This window comes from Actinosynnema sp. ALI-1.44 (assembly GCF_001984155.1).
GTDB lineage: Bacteria > Actinomycetota > Actinomycetes > Mycobacteriales > Pseudonocardiaceae > Kibdelosporangium.
The window spans coordinates 408,679-433,853 of the sequence record NZ_MTQO01000048.1 but is presented as its reverse complement, the minus strand read 5'-3'; the positions used below and the strand labels follow the sequence as shown (position 1 = coordinate 433,853).

Here is a 25,175-nt window from a genome sequence, read left to right as displayed (position 1 = left end):
CTGCGCTGGACTGAAGTGCCAGCGGCGCGGAATTGCCCACCGTCAGCCCGACCCCCTGTCTCGCAACGAAGTCAGGCCAACGAGCCGAGAACTTCGACCAAATCCGAAGGAAGCGTGTCATGAAAGTGGACTTTGTCGAGCGTGTCCGCAGCCGCGTCATCAGTGCCGGCAACGGAATCACCTCCGCCTCCGTGGCCGCCGCGATCCGGGACGAGGCCGGCGGCGTGGCGGGGGACAAGGACGTGCTGGACGCGCTGCGAGTCCTCGGCCAGGAGCTGGAGGGCGCCGGGCCGCTGGACCCGTTGCTGCGCGATCCGGACACCACCGATGTCCTCGTCACGGGGCCGCACGAGGTCTGGGTGGAGGGAAAAGCCGGTCTGCGCAGGGCGGATGTCAGCTTCGCCAACGAACAGTCGGTGCGGCGCCTGGCGCAACGGCTGGCAGCCGCGGCGGGCCGCAGGCTCGATGACGCCCAGCCGTTCGTGGACGCGTGGTTGCCGGGTGGCGTCCGGATGCACGCGGTGCTCCCGCCGATAGCCCCGGCGGGTACGTGCCTGTCCCTGCGAGTGCTCAGACCGGCGGCACACACCGTGGACGCCCTCCGTCGGCTGGGGACCGTCGACGCCGAAGGCGCCCGGCTGATCCAGGCCATTGTGGATGCGCGGCTCTCCTTCGTCGTGATCGGCGGGACCGGCTCGGGCAAGACGACCTTGCTCGGCGCGATGCTCGCCGCCGTCCGGCGGCACGAACGGATCGTCTGCGTCGAGGACGCGGCGGAGCTGGCTCCCGAGCACCCCCAGTTCGTCCGGCTGGTGGCCCGGCCGCCCAACATCGAGGGCACCGGCGGTGTCGGCGTGCGGGACCTCGTTCGACAGGCGTTGCGAATGCGACCCGACCGGCTGGTGGTGGGCGAGGTCAGGGGCGCGGAAGTCGCGGACATGCTCACCGCGCTGAACACCGGGCACGACGGCAGTGCCGGAACGTTGCACGCGAACTCCCCGGCCGAGGTGCCCGCGAGATTCGAGGCGCTGGCCGCGCTCGGCGGGCTGAGGCGATCCGCGTTGCACAGCCAGTTGGCGGCCGCGGTACGGGTGGTCCTGTCCATGCGTCGCGACGGTGATGCCCGGCGACTGGCTGAAGTCGGTGTCCTGCAAACGATCGGTGAGTACGCGACGGTGACCCCGGCCTGGCGGCCGGGTGAGCGGCTTTACGGGCGGACGTTGTTGGGGCAGTCGCTGACCGAGAGAGGAGTAGTGCCGCCATGGCAACCCTGATCTTGCTCGTCCTTGCCGCCGTTCTGCTGATCTGGCCGACGGCGACGGCGTCGAGACGTCTCACCGCGTTGATCGGGCCACCGCGACGCGTGCTGAGACCACCGAAACCCAGTACCGCCTTGCTGGTGATCGCAGGCGGTGTGGTCGGCGCGGCACTGCTGGGCGTCGGCGGTGCGATCGCGGGCGCGATCAGCGGGGCAGTCGCCTGGCGGTACTGGCGGTCGCGTCAACAGCTCCGGCAACGCGCCACTGCGGTCGACGAGTTCGCGGAGACGTTGCGTGCGCTGGTGAGTGAGCTCAGGGCAGGCGCGCATCCGGTCATCGCCGCCGAGACAGTGGCGGCCAACGCTCCCCCGGGCGGTGCCGAGGCGATGCGTGCCATCGCAGCGGCCGCGCGGATGGGGGGTGACGTCGTGCAGGCAGTGCACGAACCGCTCTTCGCCGATGTGGCGCATGCGTGGGCATTGGCCCAACGACACGGTCTACCGCTCGCGGACGTGCTGGCCGCGGTGGTCCGGGATCTCGATCAGCGAGTCCGTTTCGCACGTCAGGTCCACGCGAGGATGGCCGGGCCGAGGACGAGCGCGGTCGTCCTGGCCGGTCTGCCGTTGGCCGGGATAGCGCTGGGACAAGCCGTCGGCGCGGATCCCATCCGGATGCTGTCCGGCTCGGTCGCGGGTCAGGCGCTGCTTGTTCTCGGTGTCGTTCTCCTGTGTACGGGCTTTCTGTGGAGCGGGCGGCTCACGAGGCAGGTGGCCCTGCCATGACGGAACCGATGTGGGAGTTGGCGCTCGTGGCGGCCGCCTTGGTGGTCATGCCTGGAGCGGTGGTGGCCAGGCTCAGGCTGGCGGCCCTGACGACCAGATCCAGACGGAAGCTACCTGGAACCCAGGTGATCCCGGCCGTCACCGCGGCCGCCTTGCTCGCCTTCACCGCGGCGCTGGGCGCGTGGGTGATCGCGTTGCCCGTCGCGATCGCGGGCTGGTTCGGTGTGCGGCGGCTGCTCAGGCCGTCGGTCCCCGCGGCGGATCCCCTGCGGCTGGCCACAAGCTGGGACCTGCTTGCCGCGTGTCTGCGGGCGGGACTGCCTGTCTCCGAAGCGGTACGGGTGATCGCGGACCGGGTGCCCGGCGACGGCGGCAAAGCACTGCGGACCACCTCGGGTCTCTTGGCGCTCGGCGCGGACGCCGCCGACGCCTGGCGGCCTGCGGCAGCCGTATCCGCGACAGCGGCGTTGGCTCGCGGTGCGCGCAGGACCGCCAGATCAGGGACCGAGTTGGCGACAGTGGCCGCGGCGTTGGCCACAGAGGTCCGCGCATCGGCGAACGACATCGCCGAAGGACGCGCCCAACGCGCCGGGGTGTTGATCGCCGGTCCGCTGGGCCTGTGCTTCCTGCCCGCGTTCGTCTGCCTCGGCATCGTGCCGGTCGTCACCGGCCTCGCCGGTCACCTGGGACTGACCGGATGACCACACCGATCCGACATCCGAAAGGACCTCACCATGCAGAGCCCTGTGCAGATCAGCAAGCGACCACACCGGCTGCGTGGCTTCCACGGCGACAGCGGTGCCGTGACGGTCGAGTACGCGTTGCTCTACCTCGTCGCCGGTGCGGCCTGTGGCCTCGTCTACATGATCATCAGCAGCGACTGGTTCCACGACATGATCACCGATCTGATCAAGAAAGCGATGCGGGAGCCATAACCGTCGAGGCGGCCATCGGCCTCGGTGTACTGATGGCGGCCCTCGCCCTCGCCGTGGGTGGTGTGTTCGCGGTGACCGCTCATCTGCGGTGCGTGGACGCGGCCAGAGAAGCGGCCCGCCTTCTCGCTCGAGACGACCCGGCCCTTGCCCGGGAAGCGGCGGAGAGGATAGCGCCGACCGGCGCGAGCCTCCGTGTCACGACGGACGGCGACAAGATCAGCGTCGAAGTCGCCGTGGCACCCGTCGGCGGCCTGCTGTCCGATCTGGTCATCACTGGCGAGGCCTTCGCGATCGCCGAGCCAAAGGCAGCCGATGAGACAGACCCGGGCTAGGGAACTGCGCCCAGCGGCGACGTGTCCGGAAACGGCGACCTATACAGAAGGTGCGGAAGGCGCGGACAGGGGCGCGGCGACCGTCGTGGTGGCGTTCGCGGTGGCGATGCTGATGTTGATCGCGGGCTCCGTGTTCATGATCGGTGCCGTCGCGTCCGCTCGGCATCGCGCCGACAGTGCCGCTGACCTCTCGGCGCTCGCCGCGGCCGCGAGTTGGCCGTGGGGCGAGGAAATCGCCTGCGACCAGGCGCAGTGGGTCGTCGAGCGGATGCGGATGCGGCTCGACGAGTGCCGGATGAACGGTCAGGCGGTGCACGTCGTGGTCATCGCGCCGGTGAGCGGTCTTGGGCAGATCACCGCTCGTGCCACGGCAGGACCGGTTGGCGCAGATGAGTCCGGCTGAAGAAAACGGCGGGCTGACCGCGGGCAGCGGTCGCCCGAGAGCGATGAACGGCACGGTGGGCGGGTCGAGCTCGGTCGGTGGGCGGTACCGCCGACCGGTTGACGTTCGGTTGGAACGTCGAACCTGTTTCACTCGCCGTTCATTACCGACCAGTTGCCGACAGACGGTTACTACGAACGGCGGTCGTGCCGTTTAGTCAGACGCAGGGCACGGATGGTGCCCGCCGGGCGAGGAGGCAAGTACCCAAGATGTTGGAGACTGACTGGTCGGATAGCTGGCGCGGGGCCTTCCGTATCGAACTTCGTGCGGAGGCGGTGGGTCTCGCGTGGCGCGGGTGGCCAGTGCTGCCCGGCACCTATCCGGCGGGCTCGCAGTGGGCGGGCCGTGAAGGCACGGAGAACACCGGTCCGATTCCCGTGCACAGGGACTGGCAGGAGCGCATCGGCACGAAGCCGGAACAGGTCGCCGCGTGGTGGACCGGGCGTCCCTACAGCCTGCTGGTGGCCACGGGTGTCGTGCTCGACGCGATCGAGGTCGACGACTCGCTTGGCCGTAAGGCCGCGGGCGTGTTGCGCACCTATGGCATGCCGGTGCCGATCGTCGCGACCCCGGCGGGCCGCTGGATGTTCCTGACCAAGACCGGGCGTCCGCTGCGCCGCGAGCTGGCCGCTGACGAGCAGGTCACCCTGCACGGCGCCGGAAGCTACGTGCCGCTGCCCCCGAGCCCCTTCGAGCACGGCGTCGTGCACTGGCGGGTCAAGCCCGAGGTGTGCGGCTGGCGACTGCCCGAGTCCGCGGTCGTGCAGGAGGCTCTCGCCGACGCACTGGCCACGCCGAGCAGGCTCAGCGCACTGTCCGAGCTCGTAGCGGCCGACTGACCGGACATCCGTCCGACACCACAACTCAAGAGTGAACACAGGTTTGCCGAGTCCCAGGTCGATCCGCCGGTTTCCCGCACCGGAGCGACGACCGGGACCTGGCGGCCTGCCGAGCACCAGCACATGGCATGCGGCCTCCCGTTCCGCGACAGCCACCGGTGAACGCGGCCCCACCAGCCGCATTCGGCGATCCTGCCCCCGGGATGAATTCTGCGGCGGTCGACGTCTTCGCCTCCCGGCGTCGACGCGCTGACGGCAGTCACGTCGAACGGTTGCAGGCCATGCCACTGGCTCGGCGGCAAAGGCAATACGCAGTGGATGTCGTACGGAACCGGCATCCCCTGCGTATTGCCGTTTATCGGGACCTTTACAAGCGGGCTGTCAGGTGATGGCTGCCAGCACGATGTCCAGCACGCGAATCGCGCCTGCCTTGTCCAGCGGCTCGTTTCCGTTGCCGCACTTCGGGGACTGCACGCACGAGGGACAGCCGGACTGGCACTCGCACGACGCGATGGCCGTCCGGGTCGCGGTGAGCCATGCCGACAGCGACTGGAAGCCGCGGTCGGCGAATCCCGCGCCGCCCGGGTGACCGTCGTGCACGAACACGGTCGCTTCCCCGGTGTCGGGGTGCATCGCCGTGGAGACGCCGCCGATGTCCCACCGGTCGCATGTGGCCAGCAGGGGGAGCAGGCCGATCGCCGCGTGCTCGGCCGCGTGCAGTGAACCGGCGGTCCGCGCCCGCTCGACCCCGGCGGCGCGCAGGAGGTCCTCGGCGATGGTGTACCAGACCGCCCGTGTCTCCAATGTCTGCTCCGGCAGGTCGAGTGGTACCTGGTCGAGCACCTCACCGGTCGGCAGCCGACGCAGGTAGGCGACCACCTGTGACGTCACCGCGACGTCGCCGAGGCACACCGACACACCGTCGAAGTCCTGCTTGGTCAGCGTTTTGAGCACCGAGATGTCCACGACTTCCCGCGGCTGGGTGGTCCACTCCGGATCCTCCGGGTGCACGAGCGCCAGGCCGGTCTCCAGATCGAGGTCGTCAACCACATAGGACGTGCCCTGGTGCAGGTACACCGCTCCGGGGTGCACACTCGTGCACGCCGAGCCGGGGTCGACCGTGCCGAGCATCCGTCCGGTCTCCGCCTCGACGACCATGATCTGCTCGCCACCCGAGCCGCGGATGTCCACATGCCCGTGTGGCCGGTCCCGTGACGTCCAGTACCACCCAGCGGGACGTTTGCGCAGCACCCGTTCGGCCACCAGGTTCTGCAGCACCTCACGCGCCGCGTCACCACCGAACGGCGGCAGGTCCCTCTCGGTGAGCGGCAACTCGGCGGCCGCACACGCCAGGTGCGGCGCGAGCACGTACGGATTGAGCGGATCCAGCACTGTGGCCTCGATCGGCCGGTGCAGCATCGCGGACGGGTTGTGCACGAGATACGTGTCGAGTGGATCGTCTCGCGCGACGAACACCACGAGCGAACCGTCCCCGGCTCGCCCCGCGCGCCCGGCCTGTTGCCAGAACGACGACAAAGTGCCTGGGTAACCGGCCACCACCACCGCGTCCAGGCCGGCGATGTCCACACCGAGCTCCAACGCGTTGGTGCTGGCCACGCCGAGCAGTTCGCCGGAGGCCAGCGACTTCTCCAGCGCACGGCGTTCCTCCGGCAGGAACCCGGCCCGGTACGCGGCCACCCGCCCGGCCAATGTACTGTCCACTTGGGACAAAGCGTGCCGGGCGGACAACGCGGTCAGTTCGGCACCGCGCCGGGAGCGCACAAAGGCGAGCGTGCGTGCGCCCTCCACCACCAGGTCGGTCAGGATCCGCGCGGTCTCGGCACCGGCCGACCGCCGGACGGGCGCGCCGTTCTCGCCCCGGAGTTCTTCCATCAACGGCGGTTCCCACAACGCGACCGTCCGCGCGCCACGCGGTGATCCGTCTTCGGTCACCGGAACACATTCGACGCCGGTGAGCCGGGTCGCCGAGATGCCCGGGTCGGACACGGTTGCGGATGCCGCAATGAATATCGGGTCCGAACCGTAATGCAGGGCCACCCGGCGAAGCCTGCGAAGCAACAACGCGACATGAGAGCCGAACACGCCGCGGTACGCGTGCGCCTCGTCCACCACGATGTACCGCAACCGCCGGAAGAACTGGGCCCAGCGCGCGTGCGACGGCAGGATGCCCCGGTGAACCATGTCCGGGTTGGTGAACACCCACCGGGCATGGGCCCGCACCCAGTCGCGCTCCTGCATCGGGGTGTCGCCGTCGTAACTCGCCGCACGGACGTCAGGGAGATCTAAATCACATACCGAGCGCAACTGGTCGGCACCGAGTGCTTTCGTCGGGGCGAGGTACAGCGCCGTGCAACGCCGTTCCGCGGCGAACGAGGACAGCACGGGAAGCTGATAAGCCAACGATTTCCCGGAAGCGGTACCCGTCGAAAGTACGACGTTCCGCGAGTTCCACACGTGTTCGGCGGCCTCGATCTGGTGCGCCCACGGCCTTTCCACACCACGCGCGCGCAACGCCGCGACGAGGGCCGCAGGCGTCCAACCAGGCCATTCGGCGAACCTCGGCGGTCGCTCGGGCAGATCCTCGGCATGCGTCAGCGGGTTCTCGTCGGCCGGAACCCCGGCGAGGACACGGGAAAGCAACTGCCGTCCGCGCTCGGTTCGCCCGTCACCCACGCCATGACTTAAGCACACGGGCACGACACTCCGTCCCGGCCTGGTCTTGATCGATACCGAGTTCGGCGAATCGAAGATAACGGAACGTACACGGCCGGGGACGCCTCACGTACGAGCTTCCCCATACACATAGACTCCGCCGACGTCCCACCACTTGTGGTGGTGAGCACGTCCCGTCGGGGTAGTACAGCGGACGGGAGAAATCGGCAGATGTCACAGGAGGACATGGATGTCCGGGCAGTACCACCTTGCGGAGGCTGCGCTCTCCGGTGGTGACCGCGGCGTTGTCGTCGCAGTCGCCGTGGTCGCCCTCGCTGCTCTTGCCGTCGGTTATGTGCTGCTCAGGGAGGTGCTGGCCGCGGGCCAGGGCACCGCGAAGATGCAGGACATCGCCAAGGCGGTCCAAGAGGGCGCGGCGGCCTACCTCAAACGACAGCGCAACACCCTGACGATCTTCGGCGTCGTGGTGTTCCTGCTGCTGTTCGCACTACCGGCGGATACCATCAGCGAACGAATCGGCAGGTCGCTCTTCTTCCTGGCCGGCGCGGGGTTCTCGTTCGGTATCGGTTACCTCGGCATGTGGCTGTCCACGCAGGCGAACCTCCGGGTCGCGGCGGCCGCCAACGACGAGGGTGGGCGTGAGAAGGCGACGCGGATCGCGTTCCGCACCGGCGGCGTGGTCGGCATGGCCACCGTCGGGCTTGGTTTGTTCGGTGCCGCACTGGTCGTGCTCGTGTACGCCGGTGAGGCCCCGAAGGTCCTCGAGGGCTTCGGTTTCGGTGCCGCGCTGATCGCGATGTTCATGCGTGTCGGTGGCGGTATCTTCACCAAGGCCGCCGACGTCGGCGCCGACCTGGTCGGCAAGGTCGAGCAGGGCATTCCGGAGGACGACCCCCGCAACGCGGCGACCATCGCCGACAACGTGGGTGACAACGTCGGTGACTGCGCCGGTATGGCCGCGGACCTCTTCGAGTCCTACGCCGTGACCCTGGTCGCCGCGCTGATCCTCGGCAGTGCCGCGTTCGGCACGCAGGGCCTGCTGTTCCCGCTGATCGTTCCGGCCATCGGTGTGATCACCGCCGTCATCGGTGTGTTCATCACCAAGGCACGTCCCGGCGAGAACGGCCTGAGTGCGATCAACCGCTCCTTCTACATCTCCGCGTTGATCTCGTTGGTGCTGTGCACCATCGCGGCGTTCACGTTCCTGCCGACCTCGTTCGCGGGGCTGGAAGGCGCGAAGAACCCGGCGTTGACGGGCAACCCCGGCCTGATCGCCGCGATCGCCGTGATGATCGGCATCGCGCTGGCGGGCGTCATCCTCTGGCTCACCGGGTACTACACCGGCACCGAGCACAAGCCGGTCAAGCACGTCGGTGAGACGTCGGAGACCGGTGCGGCGACGGTGATCCTGTCGGGTATCTCGGTCGGGTTCGAGTCCGCGGTGTACACCGCGCTCGTCATCGGTGGTGCTGTCTACGGCGCGTTCCTGCTGTCCGGTGACGTGACTGTCGCGCTGTTCGCGATCGCTCTGGCCGGTTGTGGTCTGCTGACCACAGTCGGCGTCATCGTCGCGATGGATACCTTCGGCCCGGTGAGCGACAACGCACAGGGCATCGCGGAGATGTCCGGCGACGTGACCGACGAAGGCGCGCAGATCCTGACCGAGCTGGACGCGGTCGGCAACACCACCAAGGCGATCACCAAGGGCATCGCGATCGCGACGGCCGTGCTCGCCGCGACGGCGTTGTTCGGTTCGTACAGCGAGGCGATTCGCGATGCGAAGAACGAGGCACTAGGCGTGGCGCAGGACTTCGCAGCCAACCTGATCAGCCCGAACACCCTCGTCGGTGTGCTGATCGGTGCCGCTGTGGTGTTCATGTTCTCCGGTCTGGCCGTCAACGCCGTGTCCCGTGCCGCAGGTGCGGTGGTGTACGAGGTGCGGCGCCAGTTCCACGACAACCCCGGGATCATGGACGGTTCGGTCCGTCCGGAGTACGGCCGCGTTGTGGACATCTGCACCAGGGACTCGCTGCGTGAGCTGGTGACGCCGGGTCTGCTGGCCGTGTTCGCCCCGATCGCTGTCGGTTTCGGTCTCGGGGTCGAGTCGCTCGCCGGTTACCTCGGCGGCGCCATCGCGACAGGAACGCTGATGGCGGTGTTCCTGGCCAACTCCGGTGGCGCGTGGGACAACGCCAAGAAGCTCGTCGAGGACGGCAACCACGGCGGCAAGGGCTCGGCCGCCCACGAGGCCACCATCATCGGTGACACCGTCGGTGACCCGTTCAAGGACACCGCCGGTCCGGCCATCAACCCGCTGATCAAGGTGATGAACCTGGTGTCGGTGCTGGTGGCGCCCGCCGTGATCACGTTCTCGTTCGGCGCGGACAAGTCCGACGTGCTGCGGATCTTGATCGCACTGGTGTCCGTGGCGATCATCGCCGCCGCGGTGATCGTGTCCAAGCGTCGCGGCAGCGCGATCGCGGACAGCCCGGCGGAACAGGTCAACAGCGCCTGATCGCCCGGATCGTCGAGGGCCACCCCGCCACGGCGGGGTGGCCCTCACTTCGTCCAAACCAGGGCGCGGGTACCGTCGCCCCTGCCATGTCCTCGAGGCCAGGAGAGTTCATGAGTCGTCGCCTTACGTTCGTCGCGTTCGCGGCCGTGCTGGCCCTCAGCGCCTGCTCAAGCAACGACGGCGGGAACGCGCAGAACGCCGCAGGTCAGGGCTCTCCGGCCGGGTCGGCCCAGTCCGTGCAGCCGCCGGCCAACGGCGGCAACGAGCCGACGAAGCCCGCTCCGCCGCCTGCACCGAGCAACGGTGACCCGCAGGTGTGGGTGGGCAACCTCTGCGCGCCGATCAACGACTTCACCAAGTCGATCGCGGGCCGGATGGGCGAGCTGGGCAACGCGACCGACCAGGCGCAGATGCAGGCCAAGCTCGGCCAGTTCATCGACGGCATCGCGGGCAGCCTCGGCGGCACGGTCGACCGGCTCAAGCAGTTGGAGCCCGCGCCGGTCAAGGGCGGCGACGACGTCAAGAACAAGATCATCAGCATGTACTCGGCCTCGCAGAACGCGTTGAAGGAGGCGGCGGCCAAGATCCGCGCCGGTGACCAGGACGCGGCCGCCCAGGTGATGCAGACCCTCGGCGACGAGACCGCCAAGATGACCGACCCGTTCAAGGACAACGACACTGCCGAAGTGCGGGCAGCGATGCAGAAGGCACCACAATGCAAGGACATCCCGAGCAACTGAGCGTGCGCCGCGCCGCGACGGCGTTGGCTGTGCCGCTCCTCATCGGGCTATTGGGCGTGGCGGGGTGCCAGGTCCCGGCGAGCTCGTCGGCCAAACCGGGACCGTCGACCGCTTCGGGTGCCAGCCCGGCGGCGGTCGAGTGGGTCGACCGGCTGTGCGGCGTGATCCTGGAGTACGACGGCACTCCTGTGAAGATCGAGGTGGACTCCACCAGCCCGGACGCCGCGATCGCCTCGTTGAAGCGGTCGCTCGACGGGATGACCGGCCGGATCGACGAGACCCTCGGCAAGCTCAGGGAGGTCGGGCAGGCACCGGTGCCCGGTGGCGACGACGCGGCGCTCGGCCTGGTCACCTCGTTGGAGGACCGCAAGGCGATCGTGCGCCAGTCGTTGGACCGCCTCGGCGGTATCAACGTGGCCGATCGGACGGCGGCGACAGCGGCGTTGCAGGAGGTCGCGCAGAACCTGCAGCGGCTCAAGACACCGGTGAACCCGCTCGAGGGCATGGGCGAGCGGTTCCCGGAGCTCCAAGCGGCCGCTCGCAGCGCGGACAACTGCACGGAGATCACCAGGGTGCGGGCGAGCCGGTCGGCTCTGCCGCCGACGTCGTCCGCCACCTCTGGGTACCCGTCCGGCACGTCGACGCCGCCGACCTCCGGTACGGATGCGTCCACACCGCCGACGGCGACCACTGAACCGACTTTCTGAACCCCGCGGGGTCCGGCGGGATCTCGCGGGAGTGGAACATATGTTCTATTCTGTGACGCGTGGGGCAGATGTCGTTCTTCTCCGCCGAGGCGATGCAGCCAGGGGTGGCCGACCTGGCTGGGCTTCTGTGCGCGTCCGGGCAGGTCGCGCACTTCGCCCGGCGCGCCGCCCGGCTGTCGGTCGTGGTCGGCGAGTCGTGGCGGCGTGACGCGGTGGCCGAGGCCTTCGCCGAGCGGGGGATCGACCCCGAGGTCGGCGTGTCCGACGAGGAACACCCGCTGGTCAGGACCCCGTTCCGGACCGACCTGACCAGTCTGGCCGACGCGTGGACCCACGAGACGGCGAAAGCGGTCCCCGTCGGGCTCGCGTTGGACGGCGCCTCCTTGCGTTTATGGACGCTCGCGACGGGTCGTTGGGTGGGCAGTGGATACGTCCTCGGCCTGGATCCCATGGCGCCGGAGACGCACGAGCCGCTCGTGGGCGCGCTGACCCGGATCGGGCTGCCCGCGACCCTGCTCGGCCCCAAGGCCGGTGCCCCCGGCATACGGCTGACCGGCCGACGCCGGATCGGCCGGCTGGTCGAGTTGGTCGGCAGGATGCCGTCCTCGGCAGCGGAGCCGTACTGGCCGGTGTGAAGATACATCCAAATGGGTGAATTTCCCTCGCGCGCGTAGGGTTGCCTCCAGTGATGCACTCCGACGCGTCGCCGTGCTAGTAGTGGGTTGCCTGCGGACCGTGGCGCAACGGGCCTCACATGCGGCGGGACGCGCTGGGGTAACGAGTCGGATGCTCTCGGCGAGTTAGAGAGGGTCACCGGCGGTGACCCGGACGAAACGCCAATGGGCGGTGTGCCCCGGGCCACCTCCGCTACGGCCAGCGGCACCGGGCAGTGCACACTGACGGGCTGATGCTCGAAGCCGAGCATCTCGACAGGCGGGACAGAGGGCAGGAAAGCGTGGCAGCAACTCGGACGAAGAAGAGCGACGGTTCGGCCAACGGCGCTGTGCGCCGGCTGGTGATCGTCGAGTCGCCCGCCAAGGCGCGCAAGATCGCCTCCTACCTCGGTCGCAACTTCGTGGTCGAGTCGTCCAAGGGACACATCAGGGACCTGCCCCGCAAGGCGGCGGAGGTGCCGGCGAAGTACAAGGGCGAATCGTGGGCCAACCTCGGTGTGAACGTCGACGGCGGGTTCGAGCCGATCTACATCGTCACCCCGGACAAGAAGTCGACCGTCACCGAACTGAAAGAGGCGTTGAAGGACGTCGACGAGGTCTACCTCGCGACAGACGGTGACCGCGAGGGCGAGGCCATCGCGTGGCACCTGCTCGAGACGCTCAAGCCCAAGGTGCCCGTGCGCCGGATGGTCTTCTACGAGATCACCGAACCGGCCATCCGCGAGGCCGCGGCCAACCCGCGTGACCTGGACCAGCACCTGGTGGACGCCCAGGAGACCAGGCGAATCCTCGACCGGCTGTACGGCTACGAGGTCAGCCCGGTGCTGTGGAAGAAGGTCATGCCGAGGCTGTCGGCGGGCCGTGTGCAGTCGGTAGCCACGCGGATCGTGGTGCAGCGCGAGCGCGAGCGGATGGCGTTCGTCTCCGCCTCGTACTGGGACATCGCGGCGACCATGGACGCCGGCGAGAACGTGGACCCGCGCACCTTCGGCGCCCGGCTGATCGCCGTGGACGGCAGCAAGCTCGCCACCGGTCGTGACTTCGGCCCGGACGGCAAGCTCAAGAACGCCGGCGACGTCCGCCTGCTCGACGAGACCGAGGCACGCCGCCTCGCCCAGGCGCTCGACGGTGTCGACATGCGCGTGGCGAGCGTCGAGGAGAAGCCGTACACGCGGAAGCCGTACGCGCCGTTCATGACCTCGACGCTGCAGCAGGAGGCCAGCCGCAAGCTGCGCTTCTCCGCGGACACGACGATGCGTGTCGCGCAGCGCCTGTACGAAAACGGCTACATCACCTATATGCGTACCGACTCCACGACGCTGTCGGAGACAGCGATCGCGGCGGCCCGTGCGCAGGCCGAGAGCCTGTACGGCAAGGAGTTCGTCCACCCGACGCCACGCCAGTACACGCGCAAGGTCAAGAACGCGCAGGAAGCACACGAGGCGATCCGCCCGGCCGGTGAGGTGTTCCGCACGCCCGGCCAGGTCGCCAACGAGCTCCAGTCCGACGAGTTCCGGCTCTACGAGCTGATCTGGCAGCGCACGATCGCCTCGCAGATGGCGGACGTCCGCGGCACCACGATGACCGTGCGGATCGTCGGCACGGCGGGATCGGGCGAGGAATGCACGTTCTCGTCGTCCGGTCGCACCATCACGTTCGCGGGCTTCCTGAAGGCGTACGTGGAGACCGTCGACTCCGAGCAGGGCGGCGAGGCCGACGACGCCGAGCGCAGGCTGCCGTTGTTGGTCAAGGACCAGCCGGTGACCGCGACCGAGCTGACCGCGGACGGGCACTCGACCAACCCGCCGCCGCGCTACACCGAGGCCAGCCTGATCAAGGCGCTGGAAGAGCTGGGCATCGGCCGTCCGTCGACGTACTCGCCGACCATCAGCACCATCCAGGCCCGCGGTTACGTGTGGAAGAAGGGCGCCGCGCTGGTCCCGTCGTGGATCGCGTTCGCCGTGGTCGGCCTGATGGAGCAGCACTTCGGCAGACTGGTGGACTACGACTTCACCGCGACGCTGGAAGACGAGCTCGACGGCATCGCCGAGGGCCGCCAGGAGCGCAACGACTGGCTGTCGGGCTTCTACTTCGGCGGCGACGTGGGCCCGGAGGGCTCGGTCGGCCGGGCGGGCGGGCTGAAGAAACTCGTCGGCACGGGTGTCGACGAGATCGACCCGCGGCTGGTCAACTCGATCCCGATGTTCGACGACGCCGAGGGCCGCAAGGTCGTCGTGCGCGTCGGCCGCTTCGGTCCGTACCTGGAGCGCGAGGTCGACGGCCCAGGAGAAGACGTCACAGCCCAGCGGGCCAACCTGCCCGAGGACCTGCCGCCGGACGAGCTCACCCTGGAGATCGCCGAGCAGCTGTTCGCCACCCCGCAGGAAGGCCGGTCGCTCGGCACGGACCCGGTGTCCGGGCACGAGATCGTCGCCAAGGACGGCCGTTTCGGCCCGTACGTGACCGAGGTGCTCCCGGAGGAGAACGGGAACAAGAAGGTCAAGCCGCGTACCGGCTCGCTCTTCAAGTCGATGACGCTGACGGACGTGACGCTGGAAGACGCGTTGAAGCTGCTGTCGTTGCCGCGAGTGGTCGGCAAGGACCCGCAGTCCGGCGACGAGATCACCGCGCAGAACGGCCGTTATGGCCCGTACCTGAAGAAGGGCACGGACTCGCGGTCGCTGGCGACCGAGGACCAGATCTTCACGGTCACGCTCGACGAGGCGCTGAAGATCTACTCGGAGCCGAAGAAGCGCGGGCGTGCCGCGGCGGCCTCGGCGCCGCCGTTGAAGGAGCTCGGCAACGACCCGGTCTCCGGCAAGCCGATGGTCGTCAAGGACGGCCGTTTCGGCCCGTACGTGACCGACGGCGAGTTCAACGCGTCGCTGCGCAAGTCCGACAGCGTGGAAGCGCTGACTGACGATCGTGCCGCCGAACTGCTGGCGGAGAAGCGTGCGAAGGGCCCGGCTCCGAAGAAGGCACCGGCCCGCCGCAAGACGACCACGACGAAGACAGCGTCGACGAAGACGGCGACCAAGACCGCCGCGTCGAAGACGACCGCCTCGAAGACGACCGCCTCGAAGACGGCTGCTTCGAAAACGGCTGCTTCGAAAACGGCTGCCAAGCCGCGTGCGGCGTCGTCTCGCGCCAAGTCCAAGTCGTAGTCCTGGTTCAGCGTGATGTGGAGGTGGGTCTTGCCCGCCTCCACATTTCTGTGCCTGCGGTCTGTGGGTGGGCGGCCACCGGCCCCCGATCACCAGCCTAGCGGGGGCGGGCGACAGAACTGGGGGAGTCCGGGGAGTTGTCCACAGCCCTCGATGAGGCGGCTACCTGCTAAAACGCTGGACCATTCATGAACCATCCCAAGCCTGTGGATAACCTGTGCGCAGTTCCGCTCCGCTGTCGGCACATGCCAGTAGTGTGGAATCGGGGGCTACTCAGTACGGACAACCGGCTGCGGGACGCTGGAAACCCTGAAGAGCCAAGGTGATTGGATCCCACAGAACGACACAGTGGACGCGTGGCGTCGACAATGGATTCAGGGCGGCTCCCGGTCGCTGAAATCCTGTGTAGACAGTGCGATGCCGGTGCGGCGCCGCCCCCGTGCCCAGTTATCCACAGGCATTTTCGGCTTTGACCTGCTGAGAACGTGGAAAACGCATGATCCACAGGGTGGTTGTGGACAACTTCTGTCCGGGGGAGGGTGGTTCCGGCGGGAAGCGATAGCGTGGATGTGACAGTGACGGGCCAGGGGAGGGGCGCTGTGTACGGTGAGGCCGAGCGGCGGGTCGTCGAGATGTGGTTTCGGCGCCGGGGCCTGCCGATGGTCGTGCGGCGGCAGGTCAGGGGCACGTCGCTGCTGTCCCGCGCCACGCCCGCGTTGGTGTTCCTCGTCCTCTTCCGGCCGCTGCTGAGCTGGGTCAACAAGGAGTTGGACAAACTAAACGTCAGCACGGCGGAGGCGCCGTACGTCATCGGCCTGCTCGCGCTGTCGCTGGGGACGTTCGTCGTGCCCTTCCTGGTCGCGTGGTTCGTGTCGCGGTCGTTGCGCGCGCGTTCCGAGCTGAAGCGGCTGCTGATCGCCGCCGCCGTCCTCGTCCTCGGTGTGGTGGCGCTGCCGATCGTCCAGAAGAAAATCGGCCAGATCAGCAACGTCCCCATCACCATGGGGACGTATGCGGTCATCGCCGTCGTGGTCCTCTTTCTCGTGTTCGTCGGAGCCGGGTCTGTTCTCGCCTGGACGCTGCGGGTCGCCGTCCGGCACGTTCGTGACGTCGGCAACCTGGCGAGCCGGGCGCTGCCGCTGCTGATGATCTTCATCCTGTTCGGGTTCTTCGCCACCGAGACGTGGCAGATCGCGCAGAAGCTCCAGGGCGCGGACGGCAGGCGGACCAACCTCTGGCTGGTCATCGGCTTGTTCGCGTTGCTCGCGTCCCTCTTCCTGATCGCCATCCTGCGCGACGAGGGCCGTGAGGTCCTGCTCAAGCACCGCGCCGCGAGCATGAAGGACTACGAAGCCGTCCTGGACAAGACCCCGCTCAACCACGACGTGCCAGACATCCACAACCATCCGCTGACCCGCCGCGAGAAGCTCAACCTGGCCGTCGTCGTGTTCCTCGCGCTGGCTCTGCAGGCCGTGGTCTTCGCGTTCGTCGTCTTCTGGTTCCTCGTCGTGTTCGGGCTGATGGCGATCGACGACAGCGTGATCAACGGGTGGCTCGGCCACGGGCCGTCCGAGAGCGGTCACCTGTTCGGTGTTCCGTTACGCGGTGTGAGCGACGAGTTGATCCTGGTCTCGATGTTCCTCGCTGGCTTCTCCGGGATGTACTTCGCCGCGTCCAACGCGACGGATCCCACGTACCGCAAGTCTTTCTTCGATCCGTTGATGGCCGATCTCGCGGTCAGCCTGGCCGCGAGGGACGCGTATCTCACGTTGTGGGACAAAGATGGTGGCCCGCCGGGCTACCCTGAAGAGGGACCTTTGGCGACGAAGGGTGACCTGGAGTGGCAGAGAACTCAGTGACCGGGGTCGACGGCACGTATGAGCCCGTACCGCCGCCGTGGTTGTCCGACCCGCTCTCCGGCCTGGTCACAGGCGCGAACCTGCCGTCGCAGCGCCGGGACGAGTTACCCATGGTCAAGCCCGATCTGCCGGACCCGGACGACATCAGGGCCGCCGTCGAGGCCGCGCTGGAAGCGGAGGAGGAGCAGTCGGCCCCGCCTCCCCAGACGCCGCCGCAGCAGCCGCCGAGCACGACGCCCGGCCTGCTCAGGCAGTGGCCCGCCGCCGCGGCCGTCGCCCGCGGCCTGCGTGCGACCAAGGACCGGATCACCGCCGCGCCCGCCGAGCGCAGGCCGGCCGGGATGCGCAGCGGGATGGCCGTCGTCGTGGTGATCGTGCTGGTCACGGTGGTGATCCTGTACTTCGTGATCACCAGCTTGGTGAACACCTTCAGCCAGCTCTTCGGGTGACATCGGCTGAAGCTACGCTGGTGTGTGCCGAAATGAGGTGGGGCATATCAGCGCAGGCGGGGACCAGACTGCACGGACCGAGGACATGGCGTCGGTCCGCTCCGACGCGTCCTTGGCACACCGGATCCGCAGCGTGCTGGCCATCCGGCCGTTTCGCAGGCTCTGGGGTGTCAGCTTCATCTGCAGCATGGGCGACTGGCTCTCGCTGCTGGCACTCACCGGCCTGATCACGAAGCTCACCAACGACTACGCGTTCCAGAACTACGCGTTCGCCGGGGTCGTGCTGACCCAACTGCTGCCAGGGCTGCTGTTCGCGCCGTTCGGCGGGCTGCTGGCGGACCGGTTCGACCGGCGCAAGGTCATGGTCGCCTGCGACGTCATGCGCGCGGGTCTGCTCGTGTCCATCGCGGTCGTCGGCTCGCCGGTCTGGCTGCTCATCGCGAACTTCCTGGTCGGCTGCTGCCAACTGCTGTGGATCCCGTCGAAGGACGCGGCGGTGCCCAACCTGCTGCGCCGCAAGGACCAGGTCGAGACGGCCAACCAGCTGTCACTGGTGATGACCTGGGGCATCTCGGTGATCGCGGGTGCCGGGCTGTACGCGCTGCTCTACGGCATCTCCCAGCAGGTGTTCCACGTCAAGCTGGACGACACGGGCATGGGCATGGCCACGATCATCGTGGGCATCAACGCCCTGTTCTACCTGACGTCGGCGATCATCATTGCCACCCGCATCCCCGAGCTGTCCATCCGAGTGACCTCCGCCACGCCGGCCAAGCCGGACGGTCCGGCGGCGCCGGAGGGCAATCCCGGTCTCTGGGCGTTGCTGCGGGAAGGCCTGCGGTTCATCCGCAGTACGAGGCTGGTGCGTGGCCTGCTGATCGGCATGACCGGGGCGTTCGCCGCGGCGGGCGCGCTCGTCGGCAGCTCCAAGCCGTACTCGTCCAGCCTGATGGGCGGAGACTCGGCCTTCGGCTGGCTGTTCGCGGCGCTGTTCATCGGCATCGGCACCGGTATGGCGTCCGCCACCAAGATGGCGCAGCGGATTCCGCACAACCGCCTGTTCGGCATCTCGATCGTGCTGGCCGGCCTCGGCCTGCTGCCGACCGCAGCCTCGCCGCACCTGTGGGTGTCGCTGATCGCGGTCGCGTTCGTCGGGGCGTGCGCCGGGATCGCGTTCCTCACCGGTGTCACCATCATCGGTACGCAGGTCGAAGACGCCGTCCGTGGCCGGATCAACGCGATCTACCAGTCGCTGATGAAGATCATCCTGGCCGGGTCGATGATCCTGGTCCCGGTGTTCATCGGCCTGGTCCGGCCGCGCAACGTGGAGATCTTCGGCAGTCCCGTGCGGATCGACGGCACCCGGCCGGTGCTGTTCGTCGCCGGGCTGATCGCCGCGGTCGTCGGCGTGATCGCGTACCGGCAAATGGACGACCGCCGCTCCGAGACGATCCTCGCCGACCTGAAGGCGGCGATCCGCGGCAAGCCGCAACGCTCGACCGGCCTGCTGATCGCGGTCGAAGGCGACACGGCCCAGGACACTGCGGCCCAGTCCCGGCTGCTGACCGACTGGCTGCGCAAGTCCGGCAACCGGGAGATCATGCTGGCGACCGACCCGACGCTCAACGACCGGCGACTGCGCGCCGTGCTCGCAGGCGCCGAACTGACCGGCGCGCGGGCGCACGCGCTCGTGGCAGCCGCCGTGCGCGCGGACATCGTCGAACGGGAGATCCGCCCGGCGCTGGACCGCGGCGCGATCGTGGTCATGGAGCGGTTCGTCGACAGCCCGTTCGCGCACCTGTCCGCCGTCGCGGGGCTCGACCCGGAGGAGATGGAAGGCCTGACCGACTGGGCCACCGCGAAGCTGCGGCCGGACCTGACGGTGCTGCTCGACCGCGACCCGGCGACGTTGCCGCCGACGAAGTTCCAGTCGAACGACCACCACTGGCGCGTCCAGAACGTCCTGATGGACATGGCATCGTCCGACCCGGACCGCTATGTCGTGGTCGACACCGATGACGATGACGAAGCCACCGCACAGCGCGTCGAGATGGCGGTGCGTGGCGCGATCGCGGCCCGCAAGCTCGGGCTCGACGAAGGTGAACGGACGCCAGTGGAGGCCTAGTGACCGTCTGGTCGCAAGTTGTCGGGCAGGCAGACGCCGTCGCGGTACTGACCAAGGCAGCTCAGGCAGCGGCGTTGATCGTGCGCGGTGAGCAGGCCGCGTCGGGCGGCATGACGCACGCCTGGTTGTTCACCGGACCGCCTGGCTCAGGGCGTTCCACGGCGGCGCGTGCGTTCGCGGCGGCCCTGCAGTGCGATTCGGGCACGGGTTGCGGTGAGTGCAGCGGTTGCCGCACAACCATGGCCGGGACGCACGCGGACGTACGGCTGGTCGTACCCGAGGGGCTGTCCATTTCGGTCGCCGAGATGCGTGCGCTCGTGCAGACGGCGGCCCGGCGCCCGACCGGTGGCCGCTGGCAGGTCGTGATCATCGAGGACGCCGACCGGCTCACCGAAGGCGCGGCCAACGCGCTGCTGAAGGCGGTCGAGGAGCCGCCGGAGCGGACCGTGTTCCTGCTGTGCGCGCCGTCGGACCACCCGGACGACGTGTCGGTGACGATCCGGTCCCGGTGCCGTGGTGTGTCGTTGCGGATCCCCCCGGCGGCGGCGATCGCGGAAGTCCTGGTGACCCGCGACTCGGTCGACCCGGACACGGCGAAATGGGCCGCGTCGGTGTGCGGCGGACACGTCGGCCGCGCTCGGCGCCTGGCCACGGACGAGGCCGCGCGGGAACGCCGTGCGGCAGTGTTGCGGATCCCGTTGGGTCTCCGCAGGCCGGGGGACGTGTTCTCGCTGGCGGACGAGCTGGTCAAAGCGGCCGAGAACGAGGCGTCCGAGCAAAGCGGATCCCGTGACGAGGCCGAACGCGACGCGCTGAAGACGGCGTTGGGCGCTGGGGGTACAGGAAAGGGCACCGCGTCGGCGACCAGGGGGTCGGCGGGTGCGTTGAAGGAGCTGGAGCGCAGGCAGAAGTCCCGCGCGACCCGTACCCAACGCGACACGCTCGACCTGGCGCTGGTCGACTTGGCCGGGTTCTACCGTGACGTGCTGGTCACCGGCAGCGGGTCGGAAGCCGCGTTGAACCACCCGGACCACGCGAACGACGCGCGTACCGCATCCGCTTCGTGGTCGCCCGAGTCGACGCTCCGGCGCCTCGAAGCCGTCCTGTCGTGCCGCGAGGCGCTGGAGCTGAACGTGAAGCCACGCATCGCCGTCGAGGCGATGGTGACCACGCTCTACTACGGCTGATCAGTCTTGTCAGGGCCCGCCGCGGGCTGGGTCCGGCGGATCCGGCGTGTGGGCAGCGCGGCGACGAGGATGACGCCGACCAGCAGCATGGTCGTACCGGTCCAGAAGATCGGGATGGCCTGGTAGGCGCTGGTGTACGCCAGGATCGGCTCCTTCGGCGCCGGTGCCTTGGCCGGCGGCTGCGCCGGCCCACCCGCGGTCCCGCACACCACACCACCGGCCGGTGCCGCGGCACGCGAAACCTGCTCACCGAGGGAAACCTGTGCCAACGCGGACGGCAGACCAGGCAGACCGAGCGCCTGCGTCGGCAGCACCTGCAGGTCCAGCATCCGCGCACTGGCGGCGAGCTGGTGGCCCTTGAACGGCTGCGTCATGTCCTCGGCCTTCTGCTGCAGGCCTGCGATGGACAGCCGCAGCACACCGATGTCGAGCTTCAACTTGTTGAGCTCACCGGCCTTGGACTGCAGCGGGGAGTCCTTCGGCAGCGCGTTGGCCAGGTCGCCGATCAGCGGCAGCTTCTTCAACGCGTCCGGAAGCTGACTGGTCAGGTCCGGCAGCGGAATGCCGATGGGAACGTCGAAAGTCGGGTTGGCGGCGTCCAGTTTGAACAGGACCTTGTCGCCCTGCTTCACCTCGAGCACAGGGGCGGTGTACTTGACGGTCGAAGTCTTCGCGTCGCCGGTGGCCGTGACCTGCAGCGTCGGCTGGCTGACGACGTTCAGCGAAAGCGAGAACGGCGTACCCGCCAGCAGGTTGAGGCTCGCGACCTGCAAAGTGGACGTGGACCGGACAGCCTTGTTGGCCGAGCCGGGAATGTCGACGAGGTCCACAACCGACCGCGTGGACAACGTGTTCGGCAGGCTGATGAGTGAACCCGCGCCATCAGCCTTGTTCGGACCGGGCAGCAGACCACCGAGCTCGGCAAGCGGGCCAGGAAGAGCCTTGAGCTGGTCGGTGAGGGCGGTGAGCTGGTCGGGGGCGAGCTTCGACTCGGTCAGCTTCCCGCTGAGGTCGGTGATGCCCGGCAACGTCGGAATGGCGTTGAGCAACGACAAACTGGCTACAGACGTACTCGCGTCGGACAGCGGGGTGACGCAGGGACCCAGCGTCTCGCTCCACCGGGCATGCGCGCTGCCGTTCAACAACCCGACCTTGATCAGGGCATCGAGGGGAGTCTTCGGCGGATTGAGCCCGAACGTCGTCGGCTTCTCGTTGTCGGGAAGAGCGGTCTGCGCGACAGCGCCGGGAGACTGCGGACTCTTGCCCTGCACAGCGACCCCACCCGGAGAAGCCTGCGCGATGGCCCGTTCGGCGATGAGCGCGGACTCGGAGTTGACCTGAGCACTGGACAGCCCGAACCCGACCTCCAACGCGGACTGCTTGGGCAACTTGTCGGAGTACCCGGGAAGGATGGTGTTGGTCGGCGCGGACGAAGGAAGAAGGCGGATCATCGTGAGCGCGGTACCAGCGTCCCCGATGGCATGCCCCAACGGCTGCGGACCGATCGGGCTCGACGCAGGAGGCGAGTTCGGATCCTTGGGGGGCGGAAACGGCGTCGTCGAAGGCGGCTGAGCAGCGGCAGCAGTAGGCGCAGCCACCAGCGCGAGCACGGCGACAACCACCGGCATGGCCCAACCGGCAGGCATGCTTCTCCGCATAAAACGTCTCCTCTTTGCGACCGCCGTCACACACCCCAACGACCAACCAGCCGATAGGTGACTCCCCCACGTGGGTGGTCGTAAACCCGTCGACGACACCCGCTACACTGAACAAGTACACGCCGCCTTAGCTCAGACGGCTAGAGCGACGCACTCGTAATGCGTAGGTCAAGGGTTCGATTCCCTTAGGCGGCTCCACCACCAGATCGCAGTTCACCTCGTGTGAGCTGCGGTTTTGTGTATCAGGAGCTGATCTGCCGAAGGGTTACGCCGTCAGATGCGGCGACTTGTGAGCCCGAAGTGAGCCCATGGGTTCGGGCGTGAGCCCGAGGGATCAGCCGGGCTGCTGCCTCGGCTGCGTCTTGCGCGACCTGCGGAAGCACGCTCGTGTACGTGTCCGAGGTGATCGTGATCGAGGAGTGTCCCAGCATCTCCTGGACGATCTTCATGTCCGCACCGGCTGCCAATGCCAGCGTGGCCGCTCCGTGCCTCAAGTCGTGCAGGCGCACCGGAGGCAGACCAGAAGCCTTGACGGCGCGTTCAAACGCGTCGGACAACCACCCTGGGTGAAGCCATGCGCCGTCGTCTTGAGTGAAGACGCGTCCGCTGTTCTCCCAAGCTGGTCCCCACGCCATCCGTTCGGACGACTGCTGAGCCCGATGTGACTGCAGCACGTTGACCGTCTCTGCATCGAGGGCGACTACCCGGGCACCGCTGTCTGACTTCGGGTCGCTCTCCTCGATCTCCCAGCCATCCTGCACGAGCTGCGTGGCCACGGTGAGTGTGCGGGCTTCGAGATCAACCTCGAGCCACCGCAGCCCGCAAGCTTCACCCCGCCGGAGTCCTCGGAGATCGCCTTCCTCCTTGGAGAGAAGTGAGCGATCGGCCTAAGGATCTTGAAAGCTGGGTAGCAGAGTTCGCTGATGAAATGGGAAAGCTGCTGTCTGCTGTTTTCGACGACGCTCCGAGTGTCCTCATTACGCGACACAAAGACAAGCTGGTAGTCGCCACAGATGGGCATGTTCCGTTGTCTGCTGCGGACGGCGTCAAAGTAGGAACGCTAGATATTAGCCTTCTGTGTCAAATCGACGCGTCTAAACAATATCTCGCGGTTAACTACTCATATATCAAACTTCGATCAAGTATTGATCGTGTTCCCATGGTGCGGTGGGAATACGAACGTGACGCATACAACAAGCCTACCGCCCACATTCAAGTACATGGCCACCGAGGAGCGCTCTCACATCTCCTCTCCAGGACCGGACATCCGACACCTCACAGCATGGAATCTCTGCACTTGCCGGTCGGCGGCGCTCGATTCAGGCCGTGCTTGGAAGACGTAGTTGAGTTTTTGGTGCGCGACTGCCGGGTGCGTGCGAGGCCGGGCTGGAAGGAAGCCGTTTCGGCAGGCCGTGAGCGTTGGCGCCGCTACCAGGCTCGAACTGTTGTAAGGGACATGGCAGCAGACGCGGCTGACGTTCTCCGCAAGTTGGGTTACACCGTCATTCCTCCAGAGCAGGGCGATCCCCCTGACTCTGAAAAAGCCCTGGCCACTTGGTGAAGTCGTCCGTCCGTGTTAGACCTGCTGTGACCGGTTGTTGCCTATATTGCGCAAACGAGGCTGTTAGTTGTTGCCTGCTGGCCTGAGCAGATCGTTCAGGCGCCTGAGGGCAGCGTTCCCGGCGTCGCTGATGTCGGTGAATCCGCCGTCGTGGGCTGCGCGGATGGTGCGCTGGATTTGGTGTGGCAACCGGTGCGATTCGGCGGATGCCAAGGCCGTGCGTAGCGCATCCGCGGCGGCGTCTAGTTTGCCTGCGGCGAGGAGGACTTGCCCGGCGGTGACGCGCTCGATGATGTGCCACTGCGGCGCGGCAGGCAGAGCATCCAGCTGCGCGGTCTCCATGATCCGTGCAGCGATGTTGGGGCGGCCGGTGGAGATCAGGCCGCGTAGCTGTACTTCGCGGAAAGTGAAGGGGTTGAACAGCATTCCGCGGGCGGTTCCACTGTCGAGGAGATCCCGGTAGCCGCTGATGGCGTAGTCGAACAGGTCCGGGTCGTCTTGTTCGCCAGCTGCTCTCGCGAGCAGCGCGTAAGCGGCGCCTTGCCCTTCGCGGTCGGTGGATACCTCGATCGCGCGGCCAAGGCGCGCGATTGCTGCCGCTGGATGGTCTGCCTTGCGGAGTTCGTTGCCGTGCATTCGTAGGGCGTGAGCCAGGAACACCGGATCGTCGAGGCGTTCGGCGACCTGCAACGCCTTTCCGGTCCATCGTGCCGCGGCCGTGAGCCGTTCTTCAGGCAGCACGGTGCCCAGCGAGACGCCGAGTGCGGCTCTGCCGTGGCCGAGGAGGATGAGCGTGTCTCGTTCGGCATGGCCTTCGGCGGCGCGTGCCTCCAGGCGGGCGACCAGCGGCCATAGCTCGTTGACCGCGTCCACCGCACGCCCGGACTGCCGGGCTATTTCGGCGAGTCGGATGGTGGAGTCGCCGAACTGGAGCATGGCCGCGAAGTCGGCGTCGTTGGTGTCGGTCACTCCGAGTACGTGTGTCGGCAGGCCCAGCGTTTGAGCGATGTGGCGTCGGGTGCTGACGTCGCTGATGATCCTCCGGCGGGTCTCAATCATCGAAACGTAGGTCTTGTCATAGCCGAGGAGCGCGGCGAGGCGGTCCTGGCTGATCCTGTTGAGCCGCCGATAGACTCGCAGAATCGTTGCCAGATCACGGCTTCTGAGCGCGGTGCTTGCCTCGGGTGCGGACCACATCCAAACCGCAGGAGCCAGTCGAGGGGTCGGGATCGATGGCGGTTTGTGCTTGGCGC

The 25,175-nt window shown here is 67.9% G+C and carries 20 protein-coding genes, 1 tRNA gene and 1 pseudogene; 18 read left to right on the top strand and 4 right to left on the bottom strand.

Going from position 1 to position 25,175, the window contains the following annotated elements:
- Positions 1-119 precede the first annotated feature (119 nt).
- The 7 genes from ALI144C_RS29545 to ALI144C_RS29515 all read left to right on the top strand — a co-directional run bounded on the left by ALI144C_RS29545 (position 120) and on the right by ALI144C_RS29515 (position 4,589).
- Positions 120-1,274, top strand: coding sequence for a TadA family conjugal transfer-associated ATPase (locus tag ALI144C_RS29545; RefSeq protein WP_076990426.1), 1,155 nt, complete (start codon positions 120-122; stop codon positions 1,272-1,274).
- Positions 1,262-2,041, top strand: a complete 780-nt coding sequence (locus ALI144C_RS29540) for a type II secretion system F family protein (protein ID WP_076990425.1) — start codon at positions 1,262-1,264, stop codon at positions 2,039-2,041. The genes ALI144C_RS29545 and ALI144C_RS29540 overlap by 13 nt, the downstream gene beginning before the upstream one ends.
- Positions 2,038-2,742: a type II secretion system F family protein gene (locus ALI144C_RS29535; RefSeq protein ID WP_237774368.1), complete on the top strand. Its 705-nt coding sequence runs from the start codon at positions 2,038-2,040 to the stop codon at positions 2,740-2,742. The genes ALI144C_RS29540 and ALI144C_RS29535 overlap by 4 nt, the downstream gene beginning before the upstream one ends.
- A 33-nt stretch (positions 2,743-2,775) precedes the next feature.
- Positions 2,776-2,976 carry a DUF4244 domain-containing protein gene (locus ALI144C_RS29530; RefSeq protein ID WP_076990424.1) on the top strand — a complete coding sequence of 67 codons (201 nt, stop codon included), beginning with the start codon at positions 2,776-2,778 and terminating at the stop codon, positions 2,974-2,976.
- Positions 2,922-3,308 (top strand): TadE family type IV pilus minor pilin, encoded by a 387-nt coding sequence (locus ALI144C_RS29525; protein WP_076990543.1) that lies wholly within the window; start codon positions 2,922-2,924, stop codon positions 3,306-3,308. The genes ALI144C_RS29530 and ALI144C_RS29525 overlap by 55 nt, the downstream gene beginning before the upstream one ends.
- Positions 3,289-3,711 carry an Rv3654c family TadE-like protein gene (locus tag ALI144C_RS29520; RefSeq protein WP_083753480.1) on the top strand — a complete coding sequence of 141 codons (423 nt, stop codon included), beginning with the start codon at positions 3,289-3,291 and terminating at the stop codon, positions 3,709-3,711. The genes ALI144C_RS29525 and ALI144C_RS29520 overlap by 20 nt, the downstream gene beginning before the upstream one ends.
- 248 nt (positions 3,712-3,959) lie before the next feature.
- Positions 3,960-4,589 (top strand): bifunctional DNA primase/polymerase, encoded by a 630-nt coding sequence (locus ALI144C_RS29515; RefSeq protein ID WP_076990423.1) that lies wholly within the window; start codon positions 3,960-3,962, stop codon positions 4,587-4,589.
- A 381-nt stretch (positions 4,590-4,970) separates the two neighbouring features.
- Here ALI144C_RS29515 and ALI144C_RS29510 read toward each other — a convergent pair whose 3' ends face one another.
- Entirely contained in the window at positions 4,971-7,283 is a 2,313-nt protein-coding gene (locus ALI144C_RS29510; protein WP_076990422.1) for a DEAD/DEAH box helicase, read from the bottom strand.
- Between the two features lie 229 nt (positions 7,284-7,512).
- Here ALI144C_RS29510 and ALI144C_RS29505 point away from each other — a divergent pair, with 229 nt between their 5' ends.
- From ALI144C_RS29505 to ALI144C_RS29465, 9 genes are all read left to right on the top strand, one after another.
- On the top strand, positions 7,513-9,798 hold the full coding sequence (locus tag ALI144C_RS29505; RefSeq protein WP_076990421.1) for a sodium-translocating pyrophosphatase: 2,286 nt from the start codon (positions 7,513-7,515) through the stop codon (positions 9,796-9,798).
- Between the two features lie 110 nt (positions 9,799-9,908).
- A complete protein-coding gene (locus ALI144C_RS29500; protein WP_076990420.1) occupies positions 9,909-10,538 on the top strand; it encodes a hypothetical protein in 630 nt (209 codons plus the stop codon).
- Complete coding sequence (locus ALI144C_RS29495) at positions 10,514-11,245, top strand: hypothetical protein (protein ID WP_143230941.1); 732 nt, start codon at positions 10,514-10,516, stop codon at positions 11,243-11,245. Before ALI144C_RS29500 ends, ALI144C_RS29495 begins: the two co-directional genes overlap by 25 nt.
- A 68-nt stretch (positions 11,246-11,313) precedes the next feature.
- Positions 11,314-11,880: a hypothetical protein gene (locus ALI144C_RS29490; RefSeq protein ID WP_237774381.1), complete on the top strand. Its 567-nt coding sequence runs from the start codon at positions 11,314-11,316 to the stop codon at positions 11,878-11,880.
- A gap of 272 nt (positions 11,881-12,152) precedes the next feature.
- A complete protein-coding gene (gene topA, locus ALI144C_RS29485; RefSeq protein WP_193441235.1) occupies positions 12,153-15,083 on the top strand; it encodes a type I DNA topoisomerase in 2,931 nt (976 codons plus the stop codon).
- Positions 15,084-15,682: 599 nt separating this feature from the next.
- Positions 15,683-16,942 carry a hypothetical protein gene (locus ALI144C_RS29480; protein ID WP_076990417.1) on the top strand — a complete coding sequence of 420 codons (1,260 nt, stop codon included), beginning with the start codon at positions 15,683-15,685 and terminating at the stop codon, positions 16,940-16,942.
- On the top strand, positions 16,924-17,391 hold the full coding sequence (locus ALI144C_RS29475) for a hypothetical protein (protein WP_143230940.1): 468 nt from the start codon (positions 16,924-16,926) through the stop codon (positions 17,389-17,391). The genes ALI144C_RS29480 and ALI144C_RS29475 overlap by 19 nt, the downstream gene beginning before the upstream one ends.
- A gap of 85 nt (positions 17,392-17,476) precedes the next feature.
- Positions 17,477-19,516 carry a bifunctional MFS transporter/dTMP kinase gene (locus tag ALI144C_RS29470; protein WP_076990415.1) on the top strand — a complete coding sequence of 680 codons (2,040 nt, stop codon included), beginning with the start codon at positions 17,477-17,479 and terminating at the stop codon, positions 19,514-19,516.
- Entirely contained in the window at positions 19,516-20,703 is a 1,188-nt protein-coding gene (locus ALI144C_RS29465; RefSeq protein ID WP_076990414.1) for a DNA polymerase III subunit delta', read from the top strand. Before ALI144C_RS29470 ends, ALI144C_RS29465 begins: the two co-directional genes overlap by 1 nt.
- Here ALI144C_RS29465 and ALI144C_RS29460 read toward each other — a convergent pair.
- Positions 20,694-22,361, bottom strand: coding sequence for a hypothetical protein (locus ALI144C_RS29460; protein WP_168211372.1), 1,668 nt, complete (start codon positions 22,359-22,361; stop codon positions 20,694-20,696). The two genes, ALI144C_RS29465 and ALI144C_RS29460, sit on opposite strands and share 10 nt — an antisense overlap.
- 121 nt (positions 22,362-22,482) lie before the next feature.
- Here ALI144C_RS29460 and ALI144C_RS29455 point away from each other — a divergent pair.
- Positions 22,483-22,559 (top strand) — tRNA-Thr (locus tag ALI144C_RS29455).
- Between the two features lie 44 nt (positions 22,560-22,603).
- On the opposite strand, the pseudogene ALI144C_RS29450 reads toward ALI144C_RS29455, so the two are convergent.
- A pseudogene (locus ALI144C_RS29450) lies at positions 22,604-23,194 on the bottom strand (site-specific integrase); the annotation flags it as partial.
- Between the two features lie 41 nt (positions 23,195-23,235).
- Here ALI144C_RS29450 and ALI144C_RS29445 point away from each other — a divergent pair.
- Positions 23,236-23,922 carry a hypothetical protein gene (locus tag ALI144C_RS29445; protein ID WP_143230938.1) on the top strand — a complete coding sequence of 229 codons (687 nt, stop codon included), beginning with the start codon at positions 23,236-23,238 and terminating at the stop codon, positions 23,920-23,922.
- A 63-nt stretch (positions 23,923-23,985) separates the two neighbouring features.
- On the opposite strand, the gene ALI144C_RS54725 is transcribed toward ALI144C_RS29445, so the two are convergent.
- Positions 23,986-25,119 carry a helix-turn-helix transcriptional regulator gene (locus ALI144C_RS54725; RefSeq protein ID WP_237774366.1) on the bottom strand — a complete coding sequence of 378 codons (1,134 nt, stop codon included), beginning with the start codon at positions 25,117-25,119 and terminating at the stop codon, positions 23,986-23,988.
- Positions 25,120-25,175: the final 56 nt, after the last annotated feature.

What these genes read in the sequence shown, in the direction of transcription:
- ALI144C_RS29545 (WP_076990426.1), top strand. Translation starts at nt 120, where the DNA reads ATGAAAGTGGACTTTGTCGAGCGTGTCCGCAGCCGCGTCATCAGTGCC.
- ALI144C_RS29540 (WP_076990425.1), top strand. Translation starts at nt 1,262, where the DNA reads ATGGCAACCCTGATCTTGCTCGTCCTTGCCGCCGTTCTGCTGATCTGG.
- ALI144C_RS29535 (WP_237774368.1), top strand. Translation starts at nt 2,038, where the DNA reads ATGACGGAACCGATGTGGGAGTTGGCGCTCGTGGCGGCCGCCTTGGTG.
- ALI144C_RS29530 (WP_076990424.1), top strand. Translation starts at nt 2,776, where the DNA reads ATGCAGAGCCCTGTGCAGATCAGCAAGCGACCACACCGGCTGCGTGGC.
- ALI144C_RS29520 (WP_083753480.1), top strand. Translation starts at nt 3,289, where the DNA reads ATGAGACAGACCCGGGCTAGGGAACTGCGCCCAGCGGCGACGTGTCCG.
- ALI144C_RS29515 (WP_076990423.1), top strand. Translation starts at nt 3,960, where the DNA reads ATGTTGGAGACTGACTGGTCGGATAGCTGGCGCGGGGCCTTCCGTATC.
- ALI144C_RS29505 (WP_076990421.1), top strand. Translation starts at nt 7,513, where the DNA reads ATGTCCGGGCAGTACCACCTTGCGGAGGCTGCGCTCTCCGGTGGTGAC.
- ALI144C_RS29500 (WP_076990420.1), top strand. Translation starts at nt 9,909, where the DNA reads ATGAGTCGTCGCCTTACGTTCGTCGCGTTCGCGGCCGTGCTGGCCCTC.
- ALI144C_RS29495 (WP_143230941.1), top strand. Translation starts at nt 10,514, where the DNA reads ATGCAAGGACATCCCGAGCAACTGAGCGTGCGCCGCGCCGCGACGGCG.
- ALI144C_RS29490 (WP_237774381.1), top strand. Translation starts at nt 11,314, where the DNA reads ATGTCGTTCTTCTCCGCCGAGGCGATGCAGCCAGGGGTGGCCGACCTG.
- topA (WP_193441235.1), top strand. Translation starts at nt 12,153, where the DNA reads ATGCTCGAAGCCGAGCATCTCGACAGGCGGGACAGAGGGCAGGAAAGC.
- ALI144C_RS29470 (WP_076990415.1), top strand. Translation starts at nt 17,477, where the DNA reads ATGGCGTCGGTCCGCTCCGACGCGTCCTTGGCACACCGGATCCGCAGC.
- ALI144C_RS29460 (WP_168211372.1), bottom strand. Translation starts at nt 22,361, where the DNA reads ATGCGGAGAAGCATGCCTGCCGGTTGGGCCATGCCGGTGGTTGTCGCC.
- ALI144C_RS54725 (WP_237774366.1), bottom strand. Translation starts at nt 25,119, where the DNA reads ATGTGGTCCGCACCCGAGGCAAGCACCGCGCTCAGAAGCCGTGATCTG.